General features: G+C 19.5%; 24 protein-coding genes. 12 read left to right on the forward strand and 12 right to left on the reverse strand.

What is annotated here, in order from left to right:
* Window positions 1-38: 38 nt before the first annotated feature.
* From dusA to hisS, 4 genes are all read right to left on the reverse strand, one after another.
* Entirely contained in the window at window positions 39-1,013 is a 975-nt protein-coding gene (gene dusA, locus GJT82_RS00205) for a tRNA dihydrouridine(20/20a) synthase DusA (protein WP_168819046.1), read from the reverse strand.
* Between the two features lie 46 nt (window positions 1,014-1,059).
* A complete protein-coding gene (gene der, locus GJT82_RS00210; protein WP_168819048.1) occupies window positions 1,060-2,460 on the reverse strand; it encodes a ribosome biogenesis GTPase Der in 1,401 nt (466 codons plus the stop codon).
* A gap of 10 nt (window positions 2,461-2,470) precedes the next feature.
* Window positions 2,471-3,685 carry an outer membrane protein assembly factor BamB family protein gene (locus GJT82_RS00215; protein WP_168819050.1) on the reverse strand — a complete coding sequence of 405 codons (1,215 nt, stop codon included), beginning with the start codon at window positions 3,683-3,685 and terminating at the stop codon, window positions 2,471-2,473.
* 98 nt (window positions 3,686-3,783) lie between these two features.
* Window positions 3,784-5,070, reverse strand: coding sequence for a histidine--tRNA ligase (gene hisS / locus GJT82_RS00220; protein WP_168819052.1), 1,287 nt, complete (start codon window positions 5,068-5,070; stop codon window positions 3,784-3,786).
* A 303-nt stretch (window positions 5,071-5,373) separates the two neighbouring features.
* On the opposite strand from hisS, the gene tadA reads away from it, so the two are divergent.
* From tadA to GJT82_RS00235, 3 genes are read left to right on the forward strand one after another with little or no spacing between them, the layout of a single operon-like run.
* Complete coding sequence (tadA, locus tag GJT82_RS00225; protein WP_168819054.1) at window positions 5,374-5,838, forward strand: tRNA adenosine(34) deaminase TadA; 465 nt, start codon at window positions 5,374-5,376, stop codon at window positions 5,836-5,838.
* A 24-nt stretch (window positions 5,839-5,862) separates the two neighbouring features.
* The gene (gene glyA, locus GJT82_RS00230; protein WP_168819990.1) at window positions 5,863-7,116 is read left to right on the forward strand and encodes a serine hydroxymethyltransferase; all 1,254 of its coding nucleotides are present in this window, start codon (window positions 5,863-5,865) and stop codon (window positions 7,114-7,116) included.
* A 22-nt stretch (window positions 7,117-7,138) separates the two neighbouring features.
* Window positions 7,139-7,699, forward strand: coding sequence for a DJ-1 family glyoxalase III (locus GJT82_RS00235; protein WP_168819056.1), 561 nt, complete (start codon window positions 7,139-7,141; stop codon window positions 7,697-7,699).
* Between the two features lie 125 nt (window positions 7,700-7,824).
* Here GJT82_RS00235 and nusB read toward each other — a convergent pair whose 3' ends face one another.
* The 3 genes from nusB to ribD are packed head-to-tail and all read right to left on the reverse strand — an operon-like array spanning window position 7,825 to window position 9,868.
* Window positions 7,825-8,244 (reverse strand): transcription antitermination factor NusB, encoded by a 420-nt coding sequence (gene nusB, locus GJT82_RS00240; RefSeq protein WP_168819058.1) that lies wholly within the window; start codon window positions 8,242-8,244, stop codon window positions 7,825-7,827.
* Window positions 8,244-8,738, reverse strand: coding sequence for a 6,7-dimethyl-8-ribityllumazine synthase (ribH, locus tag GJT82_RS00245; protein ID WP_168819060.1), 495 nt, complete (start codon window positions 8,736-8,738; stop codon window positions 8,244-8,246). The genes nusB and ribH overlap by 1 nt, the downstream gene beginning before the upstream one ends.
* Window positions 8,739-8,764: 26 nt before the next feature.
* The gene (ribD, locus tag GJT82_RS00250; RefSeq protein WP_168819062.1) at window positions 8,765-9,868 is read right to left on the reverse strand and encodes a bifunctional diaminohydroxyphosphoribosylaminopyrimidine deaminase/5-amino-6-(5-phosphoribosylamino)uracil reductase RibD; all 1,104 of its coding nucleotides are present in this window, start codon (window positions 9,866-9,868) and stop codon (window positions 8,765-8,767) included.
* 347 nt (window positions 9,869-10,215) lie between these two features.
* Here ribD and leuA point away from each other — a divergent pair, with 347 nt between their 5' ends.
* The 6 genes from leuA to dapA all read left to right on the forward strand — a co-directional run bounded on the left by leuA (window position 10,216) and on the right by dapA (window position 16,545).
* Window positions 10,216-11,757 (forward strand): 2-isopropylmalate synthase, encoded by a 1,542-nt coding sequence (gene leuA / locus GJT82_RS00255; RefSeq protein WP_168819064.1) that lies wholly within the window; start codon window positions 10,216-10,218, stop codon window positions 11,755-11,757.
* 31 nt (window positions 11,758-11,788) lie between these two features.
* Window positions 11,789-12,880 carry a 3-isopropylmalate dehydrogenase gene (gene leuB / locus GJT82_RS00260; protein WP_168819066.1) on the forward strand — a complete coding sequence of 364 codons (1,092 nt, stop codon included), beginning with the start codon at window positions 11,789-11,791 and terminating at the stop codon, window positions 12,878-12,880.
* Between the two features lie 9 nt (window positions 12,881-12,889).
* Window positions 12,890-14,287, forward strand: a complete 1,398-nt coding sequence (leuC, locus tag GJT82_RS00265; protein ID WP_168819068.1) for a 3-isopropylmalate dehydratase large subunit — start codon at window positions 12,890-12,892, stop codon at window positions 14,285-14,287.
* A gap of 2 nt (window positions 14,288-14,289) precedes the next feature.
* Window positions 14,290-14,895 carry a 3-isopropylmalate dehydratase small subunit gene (gene leuD / locus GJT82_RS00270; protein ID WP_168819070.1) on the forward strand — a complete coding sequence of 202 codons (606 nt, stop codon included), beginning with the start codon at window positions 14,290-14,292 and terminating at the stop codon, window positions 14,893-14,895.
* Between the two features lie 22 nt (window positions 14,896-14,917).
* Entirely contained in the window at window positions 14,918-15,571 is a 654-nt protein-coding gene (locus GJT82_RS00275) for an adenylate kinase family protein (RefSeq protein ID WP_168819072.1), read from the forward strand.
* 95 nt (window positions 15,572-15,666) lie between these two features.
* Entirely contained in the window at window positions 15,667-16,545 is an 879-nt protein-coding gene (gene dapA / locus GJT82_RS00280) for a 4-hydroxy-tetrahydrodipicolinate synthase (RefSeq protein ID WP_168819074.1), read from the forward strand.
* On the opposite strand, the gene glyS is transcribed toward dapA, so the two are convergent.
* Both glyS and glyQ read right to left on the reverse strand, forming a co-directional pair.
* Window positions 16,537-18,609 (reverse strand): glycine--tRNA ligase subunit beta, encoded by a 2,073-nt coding sequence (gene glyS / locus GJT82_RS00285; protein WP_168819076.1) that lies wholly within the window; start codon window positions 18,607-18,609, stop codon window positions 16,537-16,539. The genes dapA and glyS overlap by 9 nt on opposite strands.
* Before the next feature lie 15 nt (window positions 18,610-18,624).
* Complete coding sequence (gene glyQ, locus GJT82_RS00290) at window positions 18,625-19,503, reverse strand: glycine--tRNA ligase subunit alpha (protein ID WP_168819078.1); 879 nt, start codon at window positions 19,501-19,503, stop codon at window positions 18,625-18,627.
* Between the two features lie 162 nt (window positions 19,504-19,665).
* Here glyQ and GJT82_RS00295 point away from each other — a divergent pair, with 162 nt between their 5' ends.
* Genes GJT82_RS00295 through rplY form a run of 3 tightly spaced genes read left to right on the forward strand, consistent with a single transcriptional unit; the run spans window position 19,666 to window position 21,923 of the window.
* A complete protein-coding gene (locus GJT82_RS00295; protein WP_168819080.1) occupies window positions 19,666-20,595 on the forward strand; it encodes a cation diffusion facilitator family transporter in 930 nt (309 codons plus the stop codon).
* A 37-nt stretch (window positions 20,596-20,632) separates the two neighbouring features.
* Complete coding sequence (gene pfkA, locus GJT82_RS00300) at window positions 20,633-21,595, forward strand: 6-phosphofructokinase (protein ID WP_168819082.1); 963 nt, start codon at window positions 20,633-20,635, stop codon at window positions 21,593-21,595.
* Between the two features lie 34 nt (window positions 21,596-21,629).
* The gene (gene rplY / locus GJT82_RS00305) at window positions 21,630-21,923 is read left to right on the forward strand and encodes a 50S ribosomal protein L25 (RefSeq protein ID WP_168819093.1); all 294 of its coding nucleotides are present in this window, start codon (window positions 21,630-21,632) and stop codon (window positions 21,921-21,923) included.
* Between the two features lie 13 nt (window positions 21,924-21,936).
* On the opposite strand, the gene dapB is transcribed toward rplY, so the two are convergent.
* The 3 genes from dapB to ileS all read right to left on the reverse strand — a co-directional run bounded on the left by dapB (window position 21,937) and on the right by ileS (window position 26,037).
* Window positions 21,937-22,713: a 4-hydroxy-tetrahydrodipicolinate reductase gene (gene dapB, locus GJT82_RS00310; RefSeq protein WP_168819095.1), complete on the reverse strand. Its 777-nt coding sequence runs from the start codon at window positions 22,711-22,713 to the stop codon at window positions 21,937-21,939.
* A 69-nt stretch (window positions 22,714-22,782) separates the two neighbouring features.
* A complete protein-coding gene (gene lspA, locus GJT82_RS00315) occupies window positions 22,783-23,229 on the reverse strand; it encodes a signal peptidase II (protein WP_168819097.1) in 447 nt (148 codons plus the stop codon).
* Window positions 23,230-23,259: 30 nt separating this feature from the next.
* Window positions 23,260-26,037, reverse strand: a complete 2,778-nt coding sequence (ileS, locus tag GJT82_RS00320; RefSeq protein WP_168819100.1) for an isoleucine--tRNA ligase — start codon at window positions 26,035-26,037, stop codon at window positions 23,260-23,262.
* Window positions 26,038-26,182: the final 145 nt, after the last annotated feature.

Genomic DNA, 26,182 nt, shown 5'->3' on the forward strand with positions numbered 1-26,182 from the left:
TATTATATAAAATTATAATATAAAAAGTTATTATAATTTTATATATCTTTTATATAAGATAATGCTTTATTTAATACTTGAATACCACTATTATTAAAATAATTATTTTTATTATTAATATATTTTTTAAAATTTATAGAACCATTTATTCCGTTAAAAAAATTTAATACAGAAAAAATAATTCGTTTTAAATGTATACCTTTTTCTAATTCTTTTTCTATATATGAAAACATTGAATTAATAATCTCTAAAGGAGAATAAGAAATATATTTTTGATGAAAAATTTCTTGATCTATTTTCATTAAAAATTTAGGATTATTAAAAATTTTTCTACCCATCATAACTCCATCTACATATTTTAAATGTTTTTTTACTTCTTTTAAATTTTGAATCCCTCCATTTATTAAAATTTTAATATTTGGAAATTTTTTTTTAATTTTATATACAACTTTATAATCTAAATTAGGAATATTCAGATTAATTTTAGTTTTTACTTTATTAAAAAGTAATGCTTTTCGTGCATGAATAATAAATATATTACAACCACTATTAGACAATATTTCTATAAATTTACATAAAAATGTATAACTATCATCATTATTTATACCAATACGAGTTTTAATTGTAATTGGTATTGAAACACTATCACTCATTGATTTAATACAATCAGATAAAATATTATATTGTTTCATCAAACATGCACCAAAATTGTTTTTTTGAGAATTTATAGAAGGACAACCTACATTTAAATTAATTTCTTTATATCCTAATTTTTCTGCTTTTTTTGAACATAAAGATAATATTTTAGGATTATTTCCTGCTAATTGTAATGCAATATTATTTCCACAATTATTTAATAAAATTGATTTATTATTAATAATTGCATTGGAATGTATCATTTCAGTATATAAAAGAGCATGTTTTGTTAATTTTCTATAAAAATAACGACAATATTTATCTGTTCTTTTTAACATAGGAGCAACTGAAAATCTATAATATGGAATTTTATTCATGTTATGATTTTAATTAATAAAATAATTAAGTAATAATTATTATATATTAATTAATATAATTTTTAATATAAGGATTTTTATTTTCTTTAAATTTTAAAAAAATAGGAATACCAAAAAGTTCTAATTTTTTATATAAAAAATTTGATAAATAACGTTTATAATTATTTTCTAATTTTGTTACTTGATTACCATGAATAATTAAAGTTAACGGATTATATTTACCCACATGTATATATTTTAATTTTATACGATATTTTTTAATCATAGGTGGTGGAAAATTATTAATTGCTAAATACATAATTTTCATTAATTTTGAAGTATTAATTTTTTGATTAGTTAAATTATATACATTAAATAATGATTTAAATAAATTTTTCAATCCTATTCCATATTTAGCTGATATAAATATTATAGGAATAAACGGAAATTTAATTTTAATTATTTTTTTTATTTGTTTTATTTTTTTTAATTTTATTAAATCAAATTTATTAATTGCTATAATAATAGGTTTTCCTTGATTAATAATATAATTTATTATAGATGTATCTTGATTAGAAAATATTTCTTTAAATCCATCAATAACAAATAAAATTATATTAGATTTTTTTATAGATTTAAAAGATTCATTAATTATATTTTTTTCTATATTTTTAATTTTATTTTTTTTTTTAATACCTGCAGTATCAATAATAACTAAATTTGTAAAATATTTTTTGATTGTTTGATTAATATCCTTTATTGGTATAGAGATGCTATCTCTAGTTGTACCAGCAGTATGATTTACAATCATTCTTTCTTCTTTAAGAATTTTATTAATCAAAGTAGATTTACCAACATTAGGAGTACCTATAATTGCTAATTTAACATTATTATTATTAATATAAGAAATATTTTTATAATTTTTATTTTTAATTTTATTTTTTTTTAAAAAAATATTTTTTATATAAGGTAATAAAAATATACATAATTTATTGATATTATTAATGTCAATTATATTAACATTGTATAATTGATAACCTAAAGAATAAAATTCTTTTTCATAAAAATTAATATTTTTTCTATTTAAAATAATAATAATTTTTTTTTTATATATTCTTATTTTATTTATAATTTCATAATCTAAACTTGTTAAATAAAATCCTTTGATTATAAATAATATTAAATCTGATTCTTTAATAGCTTGAAAAGTTTGTTTATTTACTAAAAAATTACTTAATTCTGTTTTTTTTGTTTTTATATCATTAATTATACTACCTGTATCAATACAAATAAATTGATATTTATTTATTTTAACATAACCATAATTTCTATCCCTTGTAAATCCAGAAATATTATTAACTAATGCTTTATTAGTTTTAGTTAATGAATTATATAAAGTTGATTTTCCTGAATTTGGTGCTCCTACTATAGTAACTATAGGATAATTTAACATTATTTTTTTTTTCATATATATTAATTTATAATTTAAACATATAAAGTATGCCATTATGAGTTTGTAAAATTAATTTATTATCAATTAATAATGATGATTCTATATAATCATTAAATTTTTTAATTGATTTATTACCAATAACATTACCATTATAAATATTTAACCAGTAAATTTTACCATATCTATCTATAATTATAAGATTATTTTTATAATAAATTGGAGTTATAGTTTTTTTATGTATAAATTTATCTTGTGACCAAATAATATTTCCTTTGTAAATATTTAATGATAAAAGTTTATTGTTTATATCAAAAAAATAAATATTTTTATTAAGAATGAAATCACCAGACACTTTATATAATTTTTTCCAAATAATATTTCCATTAGAAAGATCTAATGCATTGAAATTACCATTATAAGAAACTACATAAACTATTCCATTAAAAATTATTGGTTGTGCATCAATATCATTAAAATTTAAAGAACTAAATAAATTAGGAATTATTGTTAAGTCTCTTTGCCAAATTAAAGAACCATTATTTAATGTACGAGAACTAATAATACCATTATCACTTCCAGTTATAATATTATCAAAAAATATTGTTGGTTTTGATGTACCTCTAAATGAATATGGTTCTAAAGGACCTAAACTTACTGTCCATAAAATATGACCGTTATTTTTATCTAATCCTTGTAAAATATTATTATTATTATGTATAACTAAAATATTTTTTGAAATAACTGGATCAGATAATACTTCACTAAAAACTGATGTTTCCCATACTTTAGTACCATTTTTATTATTTAAAGCAATAATTTTACCTTTTTCACTTCCTAAATATAAATAATTATTTGATATAACAGGACCACTAGATAATTCTTCTGATAAACAATACGAAAATATACAAAAATTTTTTTTAGCAAGATTAACATTCCATACTATTTTTCCATTTTTTATATTAATACATTTTACTATACCATCTTTATTTGCAATATATATTAATCCTTTTTTATATGCTAAATGTAATTTAGAAAAATTATTATTAGATTTTTTCATTATTTTTTTAAACCAAATTAATTTGGGATTTATTTGGTTATTTTTTATAATATTTAAATCATTTTTATAATTTTTTATTATTTCTTTTTTATTCTGAATAGAATTATTATTATAATTTGAACATCTAGTTAATGTAAAAGAACAAAAAATAAAAAATATGAACATTAATTTTTGTAATTTCATTATTTCCTCTTTAATCTAATTATATATAATGTTTTAAATTAAAAAAATCACATTAAATATTATTTTAAATATTATAAAAATAAATAAATTAATTAATTTTAGTAATTTAATATTTCTATTAATTTAGTTATTAATTCTTTTTCAAGAAAAGTTATTTGTTTTTTTAAAAATAAATCTTTTATTGTTAATTGATTATTATTTATTTCTTTTTCTCCTATAATTAAAAGAAAACGTACCTTTTGTTTAATTGCTTGAATAATTTGTTTTTTTAAATTATTAAAATAATAACTAATAACTGTTTTTAATAAAGGAAAATGTTTTCTAATAATTTCACGAATATAAATAGTTTTATGTAAAGTCAAATTATTATTCATAGGTATAAGATAAATATCTATTAAATAATTTGTTTTTAATTTTATTGCATTAACATTTTTTATTAATAATATTAAACGTTCTATTCCAATAGCACATCCTATACCATTAATATTTTTTTTTTGACTGAATTTTTCAACTAATTTATCATATCTACCACCACCACAAATAGTTTTATGAGATCCTAATTGATTTGTAATCCATTCAAAAACAATATCATTATAATAATCTAATCCTCTTACTAAACGATAATTTATAGAAAAATTAATTTTCATTGTATTTAATATATCACATAATTTATTTAAATTAACTACACAATGTGTACTAAGAAAATTTTTTAATTGAGGAGCTCTATTTAATAATTGTTGAATATTAGGATTTTTACTATCTAATATTCTTAAAGGATTTGTATATATTCTTCTTTTACAATCTTCATCTAATAAATGAAAATGTTTTTCTAAATATAAAATAAGTTTTTTAATATATTTTTCTCTATCTTGAATAGATCCAATAGAATTAATTTCTAAAAAAATATTATTTATAATATTAAGTTTCTTCCAAAAATGATATGTCATTATAATTATTTCAGCATCTATATAAGGTGATTCTAATCCTAATACTTCAATACCAATTTGATTAAATTGTCTATATCTTCCTTTTTGTGGTCTTTCATAACGAAACATAGGTCCATTATACCATAATCTTTGATTTAAAGAAGAAAAAGCATTATGTTCTACCATTGCTCTAATACAACCAACAGTTCCTTCTGGTCTCAAAGTAAGACTCTCTCCATTTTTATCATATAAATTATACATTTCTTTTTCTACAATATCTGTCATTTCACCTATCATTTGTTTAAATAAAATACTTTTTTCAATAATAGGAATTTTAATTTCTTTATAACCATAATTATTTAATATATCTTTAATAACATTTTCAATATATTCCCATAATAAAGTATCTGGAAAAAAATAATCATGCATACCATAAACTGAAGTAATATTTTTTATCATATAAATATCTCTTATTTAATTAAGAATTTTAAAATTTATATTTTCTAAAAATTATACATATAATTTTTAGAAAATAATTAATAGTTTTATATCTTAAAAAAGATTAAAATTAATTTAATATTTTATACTTTATAATATTTAATAAATTTTTTATTATTACAAATAATAATTTATAAAAATTATTTTTATAAAAAATAAATATCTAAATATTTTTATAAATTTAAATTTAATAATTTTACTAGATATACCGAATTTTTTTCGGTTTAAATATTTTAAATATTGATAAAAAGGTTTTAAAAGTTAATGAAAAATGATATTTATTGGATGAATTATGCTTTAAATTTATCTAAATTAGCAATTAAGTCAGGTGAAATACCAGTTGGAGCAGTAATTGTAAAGAATAATAAAATTATATCAGAAGGTAAAAATAATTCTATTAAAAAAAATGATCCTACAGGACATGCTGAAATTATAGCATTAAGAAAAGCTGGTAAGTTTTTAAAAAATTATAGATTACTAAATACAACTATGTATGTAACATTAGAACCATGTATAATGTGTTCTGGAGCAATAATTATTAGTAGAATTAATCGTTTAGTATATAGTATTAATAATAATAAATATTATAAAATAGGATCATTTATAGATTTATTAGGAATTTATAATATAAATTATTGCATAAAAATTAATTCTGGAGTATTAGTTAAAGAATGTACTAGTGTTATTAAAACATTTTTTTCTTTAAAAAGAAGAAACAAAATTCATTAATATAATTAGTTTTAAAGGTAATTAATTTTGAATCAAATTATAAATTATTCAAATTATGATATTGAAATATGGAAATTAATTCAAAAAGAAATTAAACGACAAGAAGAACATATAGAATTAATTGCATCTGAAAATTATGCTTCACCTTATGTTATGTATGTTCAAGGATCTCAATTAACTAATAAATATGCAGAAGGATATCCTAATAAAAGATATTATGGTGGATGTAAATATATTGACGAAATAGAACAAATAACTATAAATAGAGCTAAAAAATTATTTAATGCAAATTATGCTAATGTACAACCACATTCAGGATCACAAGCTAATTTTGCTGTATATTCAGCATTATTAAATCCTGGAGATAAAATAATGGGTTTAGAAAATTCTCATGGAGGTCATCTAACTCATGGATCTATAGTTAATTTTTCAGGAAAATTTTATAAAAATATATCTTATAAAGTTAATAATGAAGGAATTATTGATTATGATAATTTATTAAAATTAGCAGAAAAACATAAACCTAAAATGATTATTGGTGGTTTTTCATCGTATTCTGGAATATGTAATTGGAAAAAAATGAGAGAAATAGCTGATATTGTAAAAGCATATTTACTTATTGATATGGCTCATATTGCAGGATTAGTAGCAACTGGATTATATCCTAATCCAATACCATATGCTCATGTAGTAACTTCTACAACACATAAAACTTTAGCAGGTCCAAGAGGTGGATTAATTTTAGCTACAGAAAATATTGATAATCTTTTTAATAAATTAAATTCTTCTGTATTTCCAGGAACTCAAGGTGGTCCTTTGATGCATGTCATTGCAGCTAAAGCTGTAGCATTAAAAGAAGCTTCTGAACCAAAATTTTTTATATATCAAAAACAAGTATTAAAAAATGCTAAATTAATGGTTTCTATTTTAAAAGAACGTAATTATAAAATTGTCTCAAATAATACATATAATCATTTATTTTTAATAGATTTATCTAATATAAATATGACAGGAATAAAAGCTGAAAAATTACTAGGAAAATATAATATTATTGTAAATAAAAATAGTATTCCAAATGATTTAAAATCTCCTTTTATTACTTCAGGTATAAGAATTGGTACTCCTGCAATTACTAGAAGAGGTTTTAAAGAACATGAAGTATCATTAATAACAAATATTATTGCAGATATTTTTGATAAAAGAAATGAAAAAATTTTATATATAAAAGAAAAAATATTAGAATTATGTATAAATTTTCCCGTATATTTAAATAAATAAAAATTTTAGCAGGTATAGTAAAATGTCAGAATGTTATTCTATTCTAATTTGTATTACAGATGGTATAGAAGAAATAGAAACTGTTTCAACTATCGATATTTTAAATAGAAGTAATATAAATGTTACTTTAGCAAGTACAACTAATAATTATAAAGTTTCTTGTGCTCATGGCACAAATTTAATTTGTGATATACTTTTAAAAGATTTAACAAATAGTAATAATTATATTGCTATAATTATTCCTGGAGGATTAAAAGCATCTCAACATTTTAAATCTAATAATTTATTATTAAAATATATTTCTAAATTTAAAATTTCTCAAAAAATTGTAGGTGCAATTTGTGCTACTCCTGCTATTATGCTTGTATCAAATAATATTTTTCCTAAAGCTAAAATGACTGGATATTTAGGATTGAAAAATTTAATTCCATCTAAACAATGGTCAAATAATCCAGTATGTTGGGATAATAAATTTAAATTATTAACTGCTCAAAGTGTTAAATATTCTCTTGATTTTAATTTAAAATTAGTTAGTATTATTTTAGGAGAAAATATTTCAAAAAAAATTGCTGCTGAATTATAAGTAATTTTAAAGATGATATTTATTTAAATAATTTTTTTTAAATACAATAATTGTCATTAATTAAATATATTTTATAAAAAATTATTTATATTATAATAATTCTTAAAATATATATAATATATTATTTATATTCTTATTTTAGTAACTATTTTATCTAAAACACCATTTATAAATTTATAACTATTATCTACACCTCCAAAACATTTTGCTAAACAAATACTTTCATTAATAATAACTTTATAAGGAACATCTAAACGATTAATTAATTCATATAATGAAATTCTTAAAATAGCTTTTTCAATTTGACCTAATTCAAATAATTTACGTGATAAAAAAGGCTTCATTAATTTATCTAAACTTATACTATTTATTATTACTCCATTTATTAATTCATTAAAATAACTAATGTCAATATTTTTAAAATCTTTTATAGATTCATTTAAAAAATAATATTGAATATCACTAAATGTATTTTTAGATATTTGCCAAGAATAAATTGCTTGTAAAGCATATTTACGAGCTTGATATCTATCAGTAAATTTCACTATAATTCCTTTTTTTCACTTAAAGATTTAATTTTTTTAGATATATTTATCATTTCCAATAATGTTAAAGCTGCTTCAGTTCCACGATTTCCTATTTTACTTCCAGAACGTTCTATTGCTTGTTCTATATTATTTGTGGTTAATACTCCAAATGAGATAGGTATTTGATTTTTTACAGATAAATTTAGTAACTGAGAACATACTGATTGAGATAAATATTTAAAATGTAAAGTATCTCCTTTAATAATTGTTCCTATGGTCAAAATACCATCGTAAATCTTTTTTTTTATTATTAATTTAGTTGTTAATGGTAATTCATATGATCCTGGTATCCATATAACAGTTATATTATCTTTTTTTATCATTCCTATTCTTTGAAATGTATCAATAGCAGCATATAATAAATTTTTATTAATAAATTCATTAAACCTTGCTATAATAATTGCTATAAATACTTTTTTTGAAACTATAATATTTTCATTAATTATTTTCATAAAAATCTCTAAAAATAACATCAAATTTATAAAGGTTTTAATTTTAATCTTAAATCTTTACCTATTTTTTTTATATTTGTAAAATTAAATTTTAAAACATCATTCATATTATAAAATTCATTAAGATTACAAAAATTCAATGCAATATTTCCTAATAATTTAGGTGATAAATAAACTATTAATTCATCAACTAATTTATTTTTTAATAAAGATCCTGTTAATATACTCCCTGCTTCTATAAGAATATTATTTATTCCTTTATGTCCTAATTTTTTAAATAAATATTTTAAATTTAAAAAACCATTTTTTTCTGGAATAATTATTTGTTTAACATAATAAGGCCATTTTTCAAATGTATATTTTAATCTTATTAAAAATATTTTTCCTGGAAATAATATAAGTTTATTAGTAGGTTTTATTAAATTAGATCTATCTAAAATAATTCTTATTGGTTGTCTTAATAAATTTTTAGGATATATTTTTTTTATATAATCATTTAATTCATTCCAACGAACTAATAAAGTAGCATTATCTTTTAAAACTGTATTACTTGTACTTAAAATTGCAGAACTTTTTGCTCTAAGTTTTTGAACATCTATTCTAGATTCTTTAGAAGAAATCCATTTACTTTTACCATTATAAAGACCGATTTTACCATCTAAAGATACTGCTAATTTTAATTGTATCCAAGGAAAACCTGTACGCATTCTTTTAAAAAAACCTAAATTTAATTTTTCAGCTTCTTTAGACATAAAATTATATTTTATTTTTATTCCAAATTTTTTTAATAATTTTATTCCATATCCATTTATTTTAGGATTAGGATCTTTGTTTGCTATTATAACACGATTAACCTTAGCTTTTATTAAAGCATTACAACAAGGTGGAGTTAAATTAAAATAATTACATGGCTCTAATGTTACATAAACAGTCGAATTTTTTGCATATTTTCCAGCCATATTTAATGCATTAATTTCTGCATGATTTTGTCCTGATTTTAAATGATATCCAGTACCAACAATTTTATTGTTATTAACTATTACACAACCTACATTAGGATTAGGAGTAGTTGTAAAGATACCTAATTTTGCTAATTTAATTGCATATTTCATATAAAATTCATCTATCATTAGAATAAATACTCCTTATAAAATATTTGTATAATATATATTTAATATTAAAAAAATTAAAAAAAATATTTATTAAATTTATTTAAAAATATATATTCAAAATAAATTTTATTTTATATTTATTTAATTTATAACTTATAAATATACATATTTTATAAAATCGATATCTTTATGATTATAAATCATATAATTTATATATATAAATATATAAATTATTTTTAATAATTAATAAATAATTTATGAATAATTAAAATTTTATAAAATTTTAATTAAATTATATATGTAATATTAAAATAAATTTATAAAATAATTAACTAAAATTTTTATTAAAAGAGATTTATATTTTTATGAAAGAAAAAATTATTATTTTTGATACAACATTAAGAGATGGAGAACAATCTTTAAAAAAAAGTTTGAATACTAAAGAAAAAGTAGAAATAGCTTTAGCATTAGAATCAATGGATATTGATATAATAGAAGTTGGTTTTCCTATTTCTTCTCCTGGAGATTTTAAATCTTTTCAAACAATAGCAAAAATTATAAAAAATAGTAAAATATGTGGTTTAGCTAGATGTAAGGAAAAAGACATTGATGTAGCTTATGAAGCTTTAAAAATATCTTCTAATTTTAGAATTCATATTTTTTTAGCAACTTCACCAATACATATTATTACAAAATTAAAAAGTACTTTAAATAAAATAATTGAACGTATTGTTTTTATGATAAAATATGCTAGAAAATACACTGATGATATTGAATTTTCTTGTGAAGATGCAGGTAGAACTCCTATAAATGATTTATGTTTAGTTGTTTACTCAGCTATAAAAGCAGGAGCAACAACTATTAATATACCTGATACAGTAGGATATACTTTTCCTAATGAATATAGTAATTTAATTTATAATTTAAAAAACAATGTTTCTAATATTGATAAATGTATTATATCTGTTCATACACATAATGATTTAGGTATGGCAGTTGGAAATGCTATTACTGCTATTAATTCTGGAGCTAGGCAAATAGAAGGTACTATTAATGGAATAGGAGAAAGAGCTGGAAATTGTTCTTTAGAAGAAGTAATAATGGCATTATACACTCATAAAAAAGATATAAATTTTTTTACCAATATTAATTATCATAATATATATAATACAAGTAAAATTGTTAGTAAAATATGTAATATTCCCATAGCTATTAATAAAGCTATTGTAGGTAAAAATGCTTTTTCTCATTCTTCTGGTATTCATCAAGATGGAATAATAAAAAATAAATATACTTATGAAATTTTAGATCCTAAAATAATAGGTTTAAATAAAACAGAACTTAATTTAACTTCAAAATCAGGAAGAGCAGCTGTAAAATATCATATGCAATTAATGGGATATAAAGATTATGATTATGATATAAATAAATTATATAATAATTTTGTTACATTAGCAGAAAAAACAGGACAAATATTTAATTATGATTTAGAATCTTTAGCATTTAATACTAAACTTGAAAATATAACTAAATATTATTCTTTAAAATATTTTAATATTCAATCTAAATATAATTCTATTACAACTATAACTCTAAAATTAAAATGTGGAAATTTAATAAAATTAGAATCAGCAATAGATACTAATCATATAAATGTAATATGTAAAGTTATAAATAAAATTACAAATTATAATTTTCATATTATCAAATATAAATTTAATACTCAAAATTATGATAAAAAAATTATTAATCAAGTTAATATAAAAATTAAATATAAAGAAAAAATTTTCAATGGAATTGAATTTTCTAAAGATATAATCAAAGCTTCAGTTAATGCTATAATTAATATTATTAATAGTATATGGAGATTTAATCAAGTTAAAAAACATATTAAAAATAAATATTAAATAAACTTTATTATTTTTGGATAAAATTATTATGTCTAATATATTTAAAATTGCAATTTTACCTGGAGATGGTATTGGTCCTGAGGTAATGAAACAAGCAATTAAAGTATTAAATAAAATAAAACATTTTTTAAATATAAATATTATTACTAATGAATATTCAGTAGGAGGATCTGCTATTGATAAATATGGAGAAGCTTTACCTAAAAAAACATTATTAGGTTGTGAAAATTCTAATGCAATATTATTTGGATCAGTTGGTGGTCCTAAATGGGATTATTTACCATTAAATAAAAGACCAGAAAAAGGTTCTTTATTAAAATTAAGAAAACATTTTGATCTTTTTACTAATTTACGTCCTGCATATATTTATAATAATTTATTTACATTAAGTCCATTAAAAAAAAATATCATTAATAAAGGATTTAATATACTTTGTATAAGAGAATTAACTGGAGGAATATATTTTGGAAATCCTAGTGGTAGAAAAGGAAATGGTATAAATGAATATTCATTTGATACAGAAATATATTATAGATTTGAAATAGAAAGAATAGCTCATATGGCTTTTAATTTTGCTTTACAAAGAAATAAAATAATTTGTTCTATTGATAAAGCTAATATATTAAATACATCTATTATGTGGCGTGAAATTTTAACAAATTTATCTCATCAGTATTCAAAAGTTAAATTAGAATTTATGTATATTGATAATGCTGTAATGCAATTAATGAAAAATCCATCACAATTTGATGTAATATTATCTACTAATTTATTTGGAGATATTATTTCTGATCAATGTGCTATGATTACAGGATCTATTGGTAATTTACCTTCTGCTAGTTTAAATAATAAATTTTTTGGTTTATATGAACCAGCTGGTGGTTCTGCTCCTGATATTGCAGGTAAAAATATTGCTAATCCTATTGCTCAAATTTTATCATTATCAATGATGATTGAATATAGTTTAAAAAATAAAATAATTTCTAAAAAAATAGAAAATGCAATAAAAAAAGTTTTAAAAGCAGGATATAGAACACAAGATTTATTTACTAATCAATTAAATGAAAAAATAGTGACAACAGAAGATATGGGTACATTAATTACTGAATTTATAATATAGGAATATTTTATGGGAAAAACATTATATGAAAAAATATATGATCGACATGTTATTTGTAAATTAAAAAATAATATAAGAATATTATATATTGATAGACATTTTATTCATGAAGTAACTTCACCACAAGCTTTTCAAGCATTACGTGAAAAAAAAAGAACAGTTTATAGACCTAATAAAACATTTGCAACAATGGATCACAATGTCTCTACAAAAGTGAAAAATATTAATGGTTCAGGAATTATAGCAAAAAAACAAATGGAAATATTAATTAAAAATTGTCAAGATTTTAATATTCAATTATATGATATTAATCATCCATATCAGGGAATAGTTCATGTTATTGGTCCAGAACAAGGTATTACTTTACCAGGTATGACTATTGTTTGTGGTGATTCACATACTTCAACTCATGGTGCGTTTGGAGCTTTATCTTTTGGCATCGGTACATCAGAAGTTGAACATGTTTTAGCAACACAAACATTAAAACAAAAACGTTTTAATAATATGTTAATAAAAATTATTGGAAAAATACCTACAAAAATTACTGCAAAAGATATTATTTTATTAATAATAAAAAAAATCGGTATTAGTGGATGTAATGGATATATTGTAGAATTTACAGGAAATGTTATAAAAAAATTAAGTATGGAAAGCAGAATGACAATATGTAATATGACTATTGAAATGGGTGCTAAATCAGGTTTAATTGCTCCAGATAATATTACTTTTGAATATTTAAAAAATAGAAATTTAGCTCCTAAGGGAATATTATGGAATGAAGCTATAAGTTTTTGGAAAACATTATATAGTGATCATGATGCTATTTTTGAGAAAACTATTACTATTGACATTTCTAATATTGCCCCACAAATTACTTGGGGTACTAATCCTGAACAATCTATAGAAATAGATCAACCTATTCCTCTAATTAGTTCATTTAAAAATTCATTTAAGAAAAAAACAGCTAAAAAAGCTTTAGAATATATGAATTTAAAAGAAGGTATGAAATTAATTAATGTTCATATTAATAAAGTATTTATTGGTTCTTGTACAAATTCTAGAATTGAAGATTTAAGATCAATTTCTAAAGTTATTAATGGATATAAAATATCAAAAAATATCAAAGCAATAATAGTTCCTGGATCTAATATGGTTAAAAAAGAAGCAGAATTAGAAGGATTAGATAAAATATTTATAAATTCTGGATTTGAGTGGAGATTTCCTGGATGTTCTATGTGCTTAGGAATGAATGGTGATATTTTATCTCCAGGAGAACGTTGTGCTTCTACAAGTAATAGAAATTTTGAAAGTCGCCAAGGAAGAAATAGTCGTACTCATTTAGTTAGTCCTATTATGGCAGCTGCAGCAGCTATATGTGGACATTTTATAGACATAAGATATTTTTAAAAATGAAAAAAAATTATTCTTTACAATATAATGGTATAGTTGCTCCTTTTGATATGTCAAATATTGATACAGATGTCATTATACCAAAACAATTTTTACAAAAAAATGAAAAAAAAGGATTTGGAAAGCATTTATTCCATAATTGGAGATATATTGATAATGACGGATATATTCCTAATCCAAATTTTATTTTAAATAAAAAAAAATTTCAAAATGCTAAAATTTTATTAACTAGAGATAATTTTGGTTGTGGTTCATCACGTGAACATGCTCCATGGTCATTAATAGATTTTGGATTTCACACAATTATTGCATCTAGTTATGCAGATATATTTTATAATAATGCAATAAATAATAAATTATTATTAATAATTTTAAATAAAAAAATTATTAACGAATTATTTTTAATAATAAAAAAACATCCTGGTATTACTTTCAATATAGATTTAAAGTTAAAAAAAATTATTTCTAGTAAAAAAACTTTTGATTTTAAAATTAGTAAATTTTTAAGAGATTATCTTATAAATGATTTAGATCAAATAGATATAACTATGAAATATATGAAAAAAATAATTATGTTTGAAAAACAATATTTTAATTTTTTTTAAAATAATTTGAGAATCTTATTATATGCGTATAATTTTATTAGGTCCTCCAGGATCAGGTAAAGGAACTTATGCTAGATTTATATCAGAAAAATATAATTTATCAAATATTTGTATAGGTAATATATTACGTAATTATATTATAAATAATCATTCCATTTTATCTAAACGAATCAAAAAATTTATTAATGACGGTTTAATGTTACCTGATGATATAATAATAAAAATTATTAAAAAAAGATTATTACATCCAGATTGTAAAAAAGGATTTTTATTGGATGGTTATCCCAGAAATATTATACAAGCAGATATACTACAAAAAGAAAATATAAATATAGATAAAATAATAGAATTATATATACCAAAGAATAAGATTATAGAAAGAATAATTGGTCGTAGAATTCATGAATCTTCAGGAAGAACATATCATATAATTTTTAATCCACCTAAAGTAAAAGGAAAAGATGATATAACAGGAGAAAATTTAATTAAAAGAACGGATGATAATGAACAAATAATTACTAGTCGTTTAAAAGAATATACTACAAAAACAAAACCATTAATTAATTATTATATTAATAAATCATTAAATAAAAATTTTTTTTATATTAAAATTAATAATACTGATTGTATTTTAAATGTTGAAAATAAAATAAAAAAGTTTTTACAAAAAAAATAAAATTATTTAATTAAATGAATTAATTATTATAGTTTATTTTTTAAAATTTTTTTAGTATAATAATACTATTATTTATTTTAAATGGATTAATTATAATGTTCACCGGAAATATTGTAGCACTTATTACACCAATGGATATTAAAGGTAATATTTGTAAAATAAGTTTAAAAAAACTTATTGAATATCATATTAAAAGTGGTACAAAAGCTATAGTTATTATGGGTACTACAGGTGAATCTGCTACATTAAATTATAATGAACATATAAAAATAATAATGTTAGCAATAGATTTTGCAAAAGATAGAATACCCATTATAGCAGGAACAGGTTTCAATTCAACAACAAAGTGTATATCAATTACATCAAGATTAGAAAATTCAGGTATTATAGGATGTTTAAGTATAACTCCTTATTATAATCGTCCTACACAAGAAGGTTTATATCAACATTTTAAAACTATTGCATATAATACTAAATTACCACAAATATTATATAATGTACCAATTAGAACTGGTTGTGATTTATTACCCGAAACAATAGGACGTTTATCTAAAATAAAAAATATAATTGGTATTAAAGAAGCAACTGGAAATTTATCACGTATATATAAAATTAAACGTTTAGTTCATGATTCCTTTTATTTAATTAGTGGAGATGATTCTACTGCTTTTGAATTTATGAAATTAGGAGGGCATGGAATTATTTCTGTCACAGCTAATATTGCTGCATTAGAAATGAGCAAATTTTGTAATTATATAAAAAAAAATGAATGGAAAAAAGCAGAAATATTAAATGAAAGTTTAATAAAATTACATAATATATTGTTTATAGAATCAAATCCAATACCCATTAAATGGGCAGCTAAAAGAATTGGATTAATATATAATGATACAATGAGATTACCTATGACTCCAATATCTAAAAAAAATAAAATAATAATAGAAAAAATTTTAAAAAAATTAAAATTAATATAATTCATTTATATTAATTATTTTTAGAAAAAATTGATTAATTTTATTAAGAATAGCAATTCTATTTGTTTTTATTTTTATATCTTTAACATTTATAATAACATTTTTAAAAAAATCATTTATAGGATAATATAATTCTGATAATATTAATAACATATTATAATATTCATGATTTTTAAATTTTAATAAAAAAATTTTTGATAATTTTATTATATGATTAGATAAAATTTTTTCTTCTTTTTCTTTTAAAAAAGATAAATTTATTTCTTTATCAATAAAACACTTATTTTTTAATAAAATTTTATTAATTCTTTTATAAGTATAAATAAAAAGTTTACTTTGTTTTTTTTCATTTTTAAAAAATAAATTTAATGTTTGTATTTTTATATCTACAATTAATGGTTTATTAAAAATATTAGTTATAACTGCTTGAATAATATTTTTTTTAAAACCTAATGATATATACCAATTTTTGAATCTATCGATAAAAAATTTTTTTAAATCGTTAACAATATTTTTATTATTAAAATTTATTTTATATAAAGAAATTGATAATTTTATTAGTTCTAATAAATCTAAATTTAATTTATTATTAACAATAATTTTTATTATAACTAATGCAATTCTTTTTAATGCAAATGGGTCTTTATTACTTTTAGGAAATAAAGATATACCAAAAATACCAACTAAAGTATCGATTTTATCTGATAAAAATAATACACAAGATATTAAATTATTAGGTATTTTATCATTAAATTTATATTGATATTGTTCTTTTATAGAGATACAAACATCTATATTTTCTCCATTATATTTTGCATAATACATTCCAATAATACCTTGTAAATCAGGAAATTCATTAACCATTGTTGTAGCTAAATCACATTTAGATAATTCACTAGCTCTAATACAATTATTTATATTAGCTTTAACTTTGATTGCTATATATTTAGATAATTTTTTTAAACGTATGGTTTTATCTAATAAATTACCTAAATCTTTTTGAAAAATAATGTTTTTTAATTTATTTAAATATTGTTCAAGTCTTTTTTTAGAATCATTTTTAAAAAAAAATTGAGCATCTTCAAATCTTGATTTAATTACTTTTTCATTTCCTTTAATAATTAAATTATTATTTTTAGATTCAACATTAGATATAAAAATAAAATTTGGTAAAAGTTTTTTATTTTTATTATATAAAGGGATATATCTTTGATATTTTATCATAATATATTTTAATATCTCATCAGGTAAAGATAAAAATTTAGGATTAAATTTAGCTGATAATATGACTGGCCATTCTACCATAGATGTTAATTCTTCTAAAAAATTATTTGATAAATTTATTAATCCATTTAAAGTATCAGCAATTTTTTTTATATCATTAAAAATTTTATTTTTACGTTTTAAAAAATCAACAATAACATTACCTTTATTTAAAAGAAATTGTTCATATTGATTTGCATTATCTAAAATAATTTTAGATTCACCCATAAAACGGTGTCCATATATAATTTTACTAGATTTTATATTTAAAATATTTATTTTTATATTTTTATTTCCTAAAAAAATGATTATACTTCTTATAGGTCTAATAAATTTTAGACTATGTTTATTAATAATATCCCAATACATTAAATTAGGCATAGAAAATTTTTTTAAAGAATTTGTTATCATTTGTGATAATAAATATATAATACTTATACCTTTTATTTTTTTTTTATAAAATAAATAATTATCCTGCAAAAAAATTTGTTTTGTATTTTTTATTTGATATTTTTTAATCCAAGATTTTACAATATTTATTGATAATATATTTTTATTATTATAATTAGATATATTAGGTCCTTTTATTGTTAAAATATAATCTAGTTGTATTACATTTATACAATATACTTGTATTGCAATTCTTCTAGGTGTAGCAAACCATATAATTTTTTTATATGAAAAATTATTTTTTTTTAATTCATTCTTTAAATTATTAAAAATTATTTTAACTGTTTTTAATAAATATTTAGAAGGAATATCTTCTATACCTATTTCTAATAATAAAGTTTCTTTTTTCATAATAAATAATATTTCCTATTTTATATAATTAAAATATTTTTTAATTACTAATTTGGTCATATTTCTTAATTTTAAAATATATCTTTTTCTTTCAGTATTAGATAAAGATCTACGAGACTCTAATAAATTAAAACAATGAGAAGCTTTTAAAACTTTATCATAAGCTGGAAAAATTAATGGATGTTTTAAATTTAATAAAAATGTAACTTCTTCTTCATAATGTTGAAAAGAATTTACAAGAAATTTAATATTAGCGTAATTAAAATTATAATCAGATTGTTCAAATTCATTTTGTTTTAAAATATCACCATAAGTTATAATTTTTTTTTTATTTTTACTCCATACTAAATTAAAAATATTTTCTACTTGTTGTATATACATACCTAATCTTTCTAAACCATAAGTTATTTCTCCTGTTATTGGATTACATGATTTTCCACCAATTTGTTGAAAATATGTAAATTGAGTTATTTCCATTCCATTGATCCATATTTCCCAACCTATTCCACTAGCTCCTAGAGTAGGATTTTCCCAATTATCTTCTACAAAACGAATATCATTTTCAATTAAATTTAAATTTAATATTTTTAACGATTTTAAATATAGTTCTTGAATATTATTTGGAGGTGGTTTCATTATAACTTGAAATTGATAATATTGTTGTAATCTATTAGGATGTTTTCCATATCTACCATCACAGGGTCTTCTAGATAATTGTATATATGCAATATTTTTAATATCAGGTCCTATAGCATATAAACATGTCATTGGATGTGAAGTACCTGCACCTACTTCAGTATCTATTGGTTGTAATATACAACATCCTTGTTTTGACCAATATTTCTGTAAAATAAATATCATTCCTTCAAAAGTTTTTTCATTAAAATTTTTCATATTTATATTATTTATTTTTTAAATAATTTGTTGGAATAAAAATTTCAATTTAACATATTTATTATAGAATAAATATTAATGTTAAAGTAAACTATAATTTAAATAATATTTATTAATTTTAAATTTATTAAAATAATAAAATTAATAGGAATAAAAATAAATATGAATGTTAAAGCAAAAAAAATAATTAAAACAAATCAATATACTAATTTGGTTACTAAAGCAACAAATTTAGCTATTTTACTATCTTTAACATTATTAATATTAAAAATATTAGCTTGGTGGTATACTAAATCTATTAGTATGTTAGCAGCTTGTATAGATTCATTAGTAGATATTACTTCTTCAACAATTAATTTATTTATTATATTTTATTCATTACAACCGGCAGATCCAGAACATACTTTTGGTCATGGTAAAGCTGAATCATTATCAGCATTAGCCCAAAGTATGTTTATTTTAGGATCTACTTTATTTTTATGTTTAAATAGTATTAAATATCTATCACATCCTGAAAAATTACACTATCCAATAATTGGAATATTAGTAATAATAATTTCATTTTTTTTAACTTTAATATTAGTTATTTTTCAAAAAAAAGTTATACATAAAACAAATAGTCAAGCAACACATGCTGATATGATACATTATGAGTCAGATATATTAATCAATAGTGCAATTTTAATTGCTTTATTTTTAAATTACTTTGGAATACATAGAGCAGATTCAATAATAGCATTAATAATAGGTTTATTTATTTTTTATAATGCATTTAAAGTTGGTTATAAAGCAATTCAATCTTTATTAGATCAAGCTTTACCTAATAAAGAAAAAAAAATAATAATTAATTTAGTTAGTTCATGGCCAGGAGTTAAAGGAGCACATCAATTAAAAACTAGAAAATCTGGTCCAACACGTTTTATTCAATTACATTTAGTTCTAGATGATTATTTACCTCTAATAAAATCACATTGTATTGCAGAACAAATAGAATTAGCTTTAAATAAAAAATTTCCTAATTCAGATATAATAATACATCAAGATCCATATTCAGTTGTTTCAAAAAAATATAAAGGATATTTTAATAATTAAAAAATATATTTAGATTTAAAATAAAATGAGGTTTAATATGATTCATAAAATAGGTATTCTTACTAGTGGTGGTGATTCTCCGGGTATGAATGCTGCTATTAGAGGTATTGTAAGAACCGCAATAGGTAATAATATTGAAGTATTTGGAATATATGATGGTTATTTAGGTTTATATAATAATAATATAAAAAAATTAAATAGACATAGTGTATCAGATATTATTAATAGAGGAGGAACTTTTTTAGGTTCTGCAAGATTTTCACAATTCAAACATTTTAAAATACGTACATTAGCAATTCAAAATATGAAAAATTATGGTATTGATGCTTTAGTAGTTATTGGTGGTGATGGATCTTATATGGGAGCAAAATCTTTAACAGAAATGGGATTTCCATGTATTGGAATACCAGGAACAATTGATAATGATGTAGCAGGTACTGATTATAGTATTGGATATTTTACAGCATTAGAAACTGTTGTTCAAGCTATTGATCGATTAAGAGATACTTCTTCATCACATCAACGTATATCATTAGTAGAGATAATGGGGCGATATTGTGGAGATTTAACTTTAGCTGCAGCTATTGCTGGGGGATGTGAATTTATTGTTTTACCAGAAATTACTTATAATCAAAATGACCTAGTTAATGAAATTCAATTAGGAATAGACAAAGGTAAAAAACATGCTATAGTATTAATTACAGAATATATTTGTGATATTAATAAATTAGCAAAATTTATAGAAACAAAAATAAAACGTGAAACTAGAACAACTGTGTTAGGTCATATCCAAAGAGGTGGTTCTCCTGTTGCTTATGATCGTATTTTAGCTTCTCGTATGGGAGCATATTCAGTGGAATTGTTATGTAAAGGATATGGAGGTAGATGTATAGGTGTTATAAATGATAAAATGGTTCATCATGATATAATCTACGCTATTAAAAAAATGCAGAGAGTTTTTAATAATGATTTATTAGATACAGCTAAAAAATTATATTAAATTTTAATTTAAAATAAAAATATTTAAAAAAATAATGAATAAAATAAAAATATTTGAAAGAAATATAACAGGAAAAAAAATAAATAAATTATTACGTATTAATGGTAAAATACCTGCAATAATATATGGGAATAAAAAAAAAGAAATTCTTATTTTTATAAAAAATAAAGATTTTTTAAATATAAAAAATGATTTACTAGATAATAAATATAAAATATTACAATTAGTTAATAAAGAAAATAAACTTATTAGAGTTAAAATTTTAGAGATTCAATATCATCCTTATCAATTAACTAAAATATATCATATAGATTTTTTAAGATTATAAAAAAATAAAATTTTTATAATCCTAATACATCACACATGTCATATATACCCTTTTGTTTTAAATTACTAATCCATATAGCAGCTTGTATAGCTCCTTCAGCAAAATTCAATCTATTAGAAGCTTTATGTATAAATTCAATTTGTTCTCCTATAGAAGATAAAATTATTTGATGTTCTCCATAAATATCACCAGCTCTTATAGAATGACAATTAATTTTTTGAAAAATATTATTTTCAAAAAATTTTAAAATAATATTTTTCATAGATAATGCTGTTCCTGAAGGAATATCTATTTTATTTTTGTGATGTTTTTCTATAATATCAATATCTATATTTTTTTTTTGTTTATTAAAAATTTTAGATATATTTTTTAATATTGTAAATATTATATTTATTCCTATACTAAAATTAGATGACATAACAATTCCAATTTTATTAGATAACATTTTTATTTGTATTTTCTCTTTTTCAGAAAATCCAGTTGTACCAATTACAATATTTTTATTATATTGACTACAAATATTAACATATTTTAATGTTGATCGTGGATTTGTAAAATCAATTAATGTATCGAAATCATCTATTATATCTAAAATATTATCTTTTATATATAAATTATATAATTTATTATTTTTAGATATACATATACTAGTATTAATAATTGATGATTTTTTAGATTCTAAAGCTCCATTTAAGGTACAATTATATTGATTTTGATTTATAATTTTTAGTAAATTTTTTCCCATACGACCATTAATACCAGATATAGCTAAACGAATTTTATTTTTCATTTAATAAAAACCTATTCATAAATAAATATTATTAATTATATTAATTATATTAATTATATTAATTATATTTTAATAAATAATTATAAATATAATACCAATAAATATTGATATATCAGCTAAATTAAAAATAGGATAATGTAAATTTCCTATATGAATATCAATAAAATCTATAACAAAACCATTAATAATTCTATTAATAAAATTTCCTAATAATCCTGAAATAATTAAATTATGATTAAAATTAATAGATTTTTTTTTTATATATATAAAATATAATATAATGAATATTAAAATATTAAAAAATAAAATAATTAAATTATATTTATTTTTTTCTCCAAAAATTCCGAATATTATACCATAATTATTAATATAATATAAATTTATATAAGAGTTAATATAATAAGATTCATATAAATTAAAATTTTTAAAAATATAAAATTTACTAATTAAATCAATAAATATTATTATACATATAATTATTATATTTAAAAAATTATTTATTTTTAAATATTTCATAGATTTTATTTCAGTAATATTTCTTATATATTAAACAAATAATCGACTTTCACCAGTTCCTTTTATATTATTTATACAACGATTACAAATATTATTAGTAAGTTCTATATAATAATACCAACATCTTAAACATTTTTTTCCAATAAATTTTGTTATTTTAAATTTATTTATCAATATATTATTACAATCTTTTTTAGATTTTATAACAGTAACAGAAGAGACTAATAAAAAAAATTTTAACTCATTACCTAATAATAATAATTTATTATAAATATTTTTGTTTAAATATAAAATAATATTAGCTTCTAAAGAACTACCTATAATATTTTTTTCTCTTGCATATTCAATAATTTTATTTACTTCAATTTTTAGTTTAAATAAATCATCCCAATAATTATTGTTCATAATTTCATATGAAGACAGTTCAAATAATTTAGAATACCATTCTTCTGTAAATACATATTTTGATCTTTTACCAGGAATATAATTCCAGATTTCATCTGCTGTAAAAGATAATATAGGAGCAATCCATCTTACTAATGCTTCAATTATTAAATATAATGTAGTTTGACTACTTAATCTAGCTATACTATTTTTTTTAAAAGTATATTGTCTATCTTTAATAATTTCTAAATAAAAAGAACTCATATCAATAGAACAAAATTTCATTATTTTTTTTACTACATTTTTTATGTTATAATTATTATAATCATTAATTATATCATTTTGTGTTAATTTAGTTTTACTAATAATCCATTTATCTAATACTAACATATATTTTTTTTTTAACATATTTTCTTCAGGAATAAATCCATTTAAATTAGACAATAAAAATCTTGCTGTATTACGAATACGTCTATAAATTTCTGTAATTTTATTTAAAATATTTTCAGAAATACAAATTTCATTAGAATAATCAGTTGAGGCTACCCATAATCTTAATATATCACTACCTAATGAATTTATTATTTTTTGAGGATGAATAATATTACCTAAAGATTTAGACATTTTTTTCCCTTGACTATCTACAGTAAATCCATGGCTAATTACTGTTTTATAAGGAGCTTCATTTTTTATTGAAGTAGAAATAATTAATGAAGAAATAAACCAACCTCTATATTGATCAGATCCTTCCAAATACATATCTATTTTTTTTTCTTTTAAATATTTTATGTGTGAAATTACTGAATAATAAGTAGATCCAGAATCAAACCAAACATCTAATACATCTAAAACTTTTTTATAATTAATTGCATCTATACCTAAAAAATGTTTTATATCTAAATCCCACCATGCTTGTATACCTTTTTTTTCTATTATTTTTGCTATTAATTCTATAAATTTAATAGAGTTATTATGTATTTTTTGTGTTTTTTTATGTATAAATAATGGTATTGGTATACCCCAAAAACGTTGACGAGATATACACCAATCTGGTCTATTAATTAACATATTATACATTCTATTAAATCCCCAATTAGGTATCCATACCACTTTTTTCATAGTTTTAAGTGTTAAATTTCTAAGATTATTTTGATCCATACTAATAAACCATTGAGGTGTGGCTTTAAAAATTACGGGTATTTTATGACGCCAACAATATGGATAACTATGTAAATAATTTTCTGATAAAAATAATGAATTATTTTTTGTTAAAATTAATTGAATTATTTTATCAGAATTAAATATATTTATACCATCTAAATTAGGATGTATTCCTTCAATAAAAAATCCTTTTTTATTAATTATATTTATTCCCTTAATATTATTTTTATTACATATATTATAATCATCTAAACCATGATTTGGTGCAATATGAACAATTCCTGTTCCTGATTTTTCTGAGATATAATTAGTAATAATTAACGGTGAAATGTTATTATTTATAGGATTATATAAAAAAATATTTTTAAAAAGATTTCCTTTTATTTCACATAATATATTCCAATCTAATATTTTAGATTTTTTCATTATTTTATCTACTAAATTTTTAGCAATAATTATAATTTCATTATTAATTTTAACTAATTGATAATTAATATCAGGATGTATTGCTAAAGCTTTATTAGCAGGTATTGTCCATGGAGTTGTTGTCCATATTAATAATGAAATAATAAAATTATTTTTTAAATTATAAAATTTTTTAAAAAAATCAATATTAACAATTTTAAATTTAATATATAATGACAATGATTTTTTATTTATATAATCTACTTCTGCTTCAGCTAAAGAAGAACAACAAGTAATACACCAATGTACTGGTTTTTCTCCTTTATATATATGATTATTTTGTAATATTTTACTAAATGTTCTAATAATATTAGCTTCTGTTTTAAATGACATAGTTAAGTATGGATTATTCCAATCAGCAAAAATACCTAATCTAATAAAATCTTTTTTTTGTTTTTTTATTTGTTTTAATGCATATTTTCTACATTCTAATCTGAATTGAGATTGAGAAACTTTTTTATTTAAATTATTTAAATTTTGTTCTACTTTTTGTTCTATAGGTAAACCATGACAATCCCATCCAGGAATAAATGGAGAATTATATCCATCCATATTTTTTGATTTAATAATAATATCTTTTAAAATTTTATTAAAGGCATGACCAATATGAATATTTCCATTAGCATATGGTGGACCATCATGTAAAAAAAATATTTCCTTTTCTTTTTTAGAATTAAGTATTATTTGATATAAGTTATCATCATTCCATTTTTTTAATATATTCAATTCATTTTTAGAAAGATTTGCTTTCATTGGAAATTTAGTTTTTGGTAAATTTAGATTAAATTTATTTTTCATATTATAAATATTCCTTAAAAAATATTATTTATTATAAATTAATTATTTATAAATTTTTTAATAAATACTATTATATCTTATAAATTTAAATAAAATTAAATTTTATTTAAATTTAATTTTTAGATATAATAAAATAATATTTATG

It is taken from the genome of Enterobacteriaceae endosymbiont of Plateumaris rustica, from assembly GCF_012562965.1.
GTDB lineage: Bacteria > Pseudomonadota > Gammaproteobacteria > Enterobacterales > Enterobacteriaceae.

Bases quoted from the DNA above. Each gene is read 5' to 3' on its own strand.
- dusA (WP_168819046.1), bottom strand. From the start codon at position 1,013: ATGAATAAAATTCCATATTATAGATTTTCAGTTGCTCCTATGTTAAAA.
- der (WP_168819048.1), bottom strand. From the start codon at position 2,460: ATGAAAAAAAAAATAATGTTAAATTATCCTATAGTTACTATAGTAGGA.
- GJT82_RS00215 (WP_168819050.1), bottom strand. From the start codon at position 3,685: ATGAAATTACAAAAATTAATGTTCATATTTTTTATTTTTTGTTCTTTT.
- hisS (WP_168819052.1), bottom strand. From the start codon at position 5,070: ATGATAAAAAATATTACTTCAGTTTATGGTATGCATGATTATTTTTTT.
- tadA (WP_168819054.1), top strand. From the start codon at position 5,374: ATGAAAAATGATATTTATTGGATGAATTATGCTTTAAATTTATCTAAA.
- GJT82_RS00235 (WP_168819056.1), top strand. From the start codon at position 7,139: ATGTCAGAATGTTATTCTATTCTAATTTGTATTACAGATGGTATAGAA.
- ribH (WP_168819060.1), bottom strand. From the start codon at position 8,738: ATGAAAATAATTAATGAAAATATTATAGTTTCAAAAAAAGTATTTATA.
- ribD (WP_168819062.1), bottom strand. From the start codon at position 9,868: ATGATAGATGAATTTTATATGAAATATGCAATTAAATTAGCAAAATTA.
- leuA (WP_168819064.1), top strand. From the start codon at position 10,216: ATGAAAGAAAAAATTATTATTTTTGATACAACATTAAGAGATGGAGAA.
- leuB (WP_168819066.1), top strand. From the start codon at position 11,789: ATGTCTAATATATTTAAAATTGCAATTTTACCTGGAGATGGTATTGGT.
- leuC (WP_168819068.1), top strand. From the start codon at position 12,890: ATGGGAAAAACATTATATGAAAAAATATATGATCGACATGTTATTTGT.
- leuD (WP_168819070.1), top strand. From the start codon at position 14,290: ATGAAAAAAAATTATTCTTTACAATATAATGGTATAGTTGCTCCTTTT.
- GJT82_RS00275 (WP_168819072.1), top strand. From the start codon at position 14,918: ATGCGTATAATTTTATTAGGTCCTCCAGGATCAGGTAAAGGAACTTAT.
- dapA (WP_168819074.1), top strand. From the start codon at position 15,667: ATGTTCACCGGAAATATTGTAGCACTTATTACACCAATGGATATTAAA.
- glyS (WP_168819076.1), bottom strand. From the start codon at position 18,609: ATGAAAAAAGAAACTTTATTATTAGAAATAGGTATAGAAGATATTCCT.
- glyQ (WP_168819078.1), bottom strand. From the start codon at position 19,503: ATGAAAAATTTTAATGAAAAAACTTTTGAAGGAATGATATTTATTTTA.
- GJT82_RS00295 (WP_168819080.1), top strand. From the start codon at position 19,666: ATGAATGTTAAAGCAAAAAAAATAATTAAAACAAATCAATATACTAAT.
- pfkA (WP_168819082.1), top strand. From the start codon at position 20,633: ATGATTCATAAAATAGGTATTCTTACTAGTGGTGGTGATTCTCCGGGT.
- rplY (WP_168819093.1), top strand. From the start codon at position 21,630: ATGAATAAAATAAAAATATTTGAAAGAAATATAACAGGAAAAAAAATA.
- dapB (WP_168819095.1), bottom strand. From the start codon at position 22,713: ATGAAAAATAAAATTCGTTTAGCTATATCTGGTATTAATGGTCGTATG.
- lspA (WP_168819097.1), bottom strand. From the start codon at position 23,229: ATGAAATATTTAAAAATAAATAATTTTTTAAATATAATAATTATATGT.
- ileS (WP_168819100.1), bottom strand. From the start codon at position 26,037: ATGAAAAATAAATTTAATCTAAATTTACCAAAAACTAAATTTCCAATG.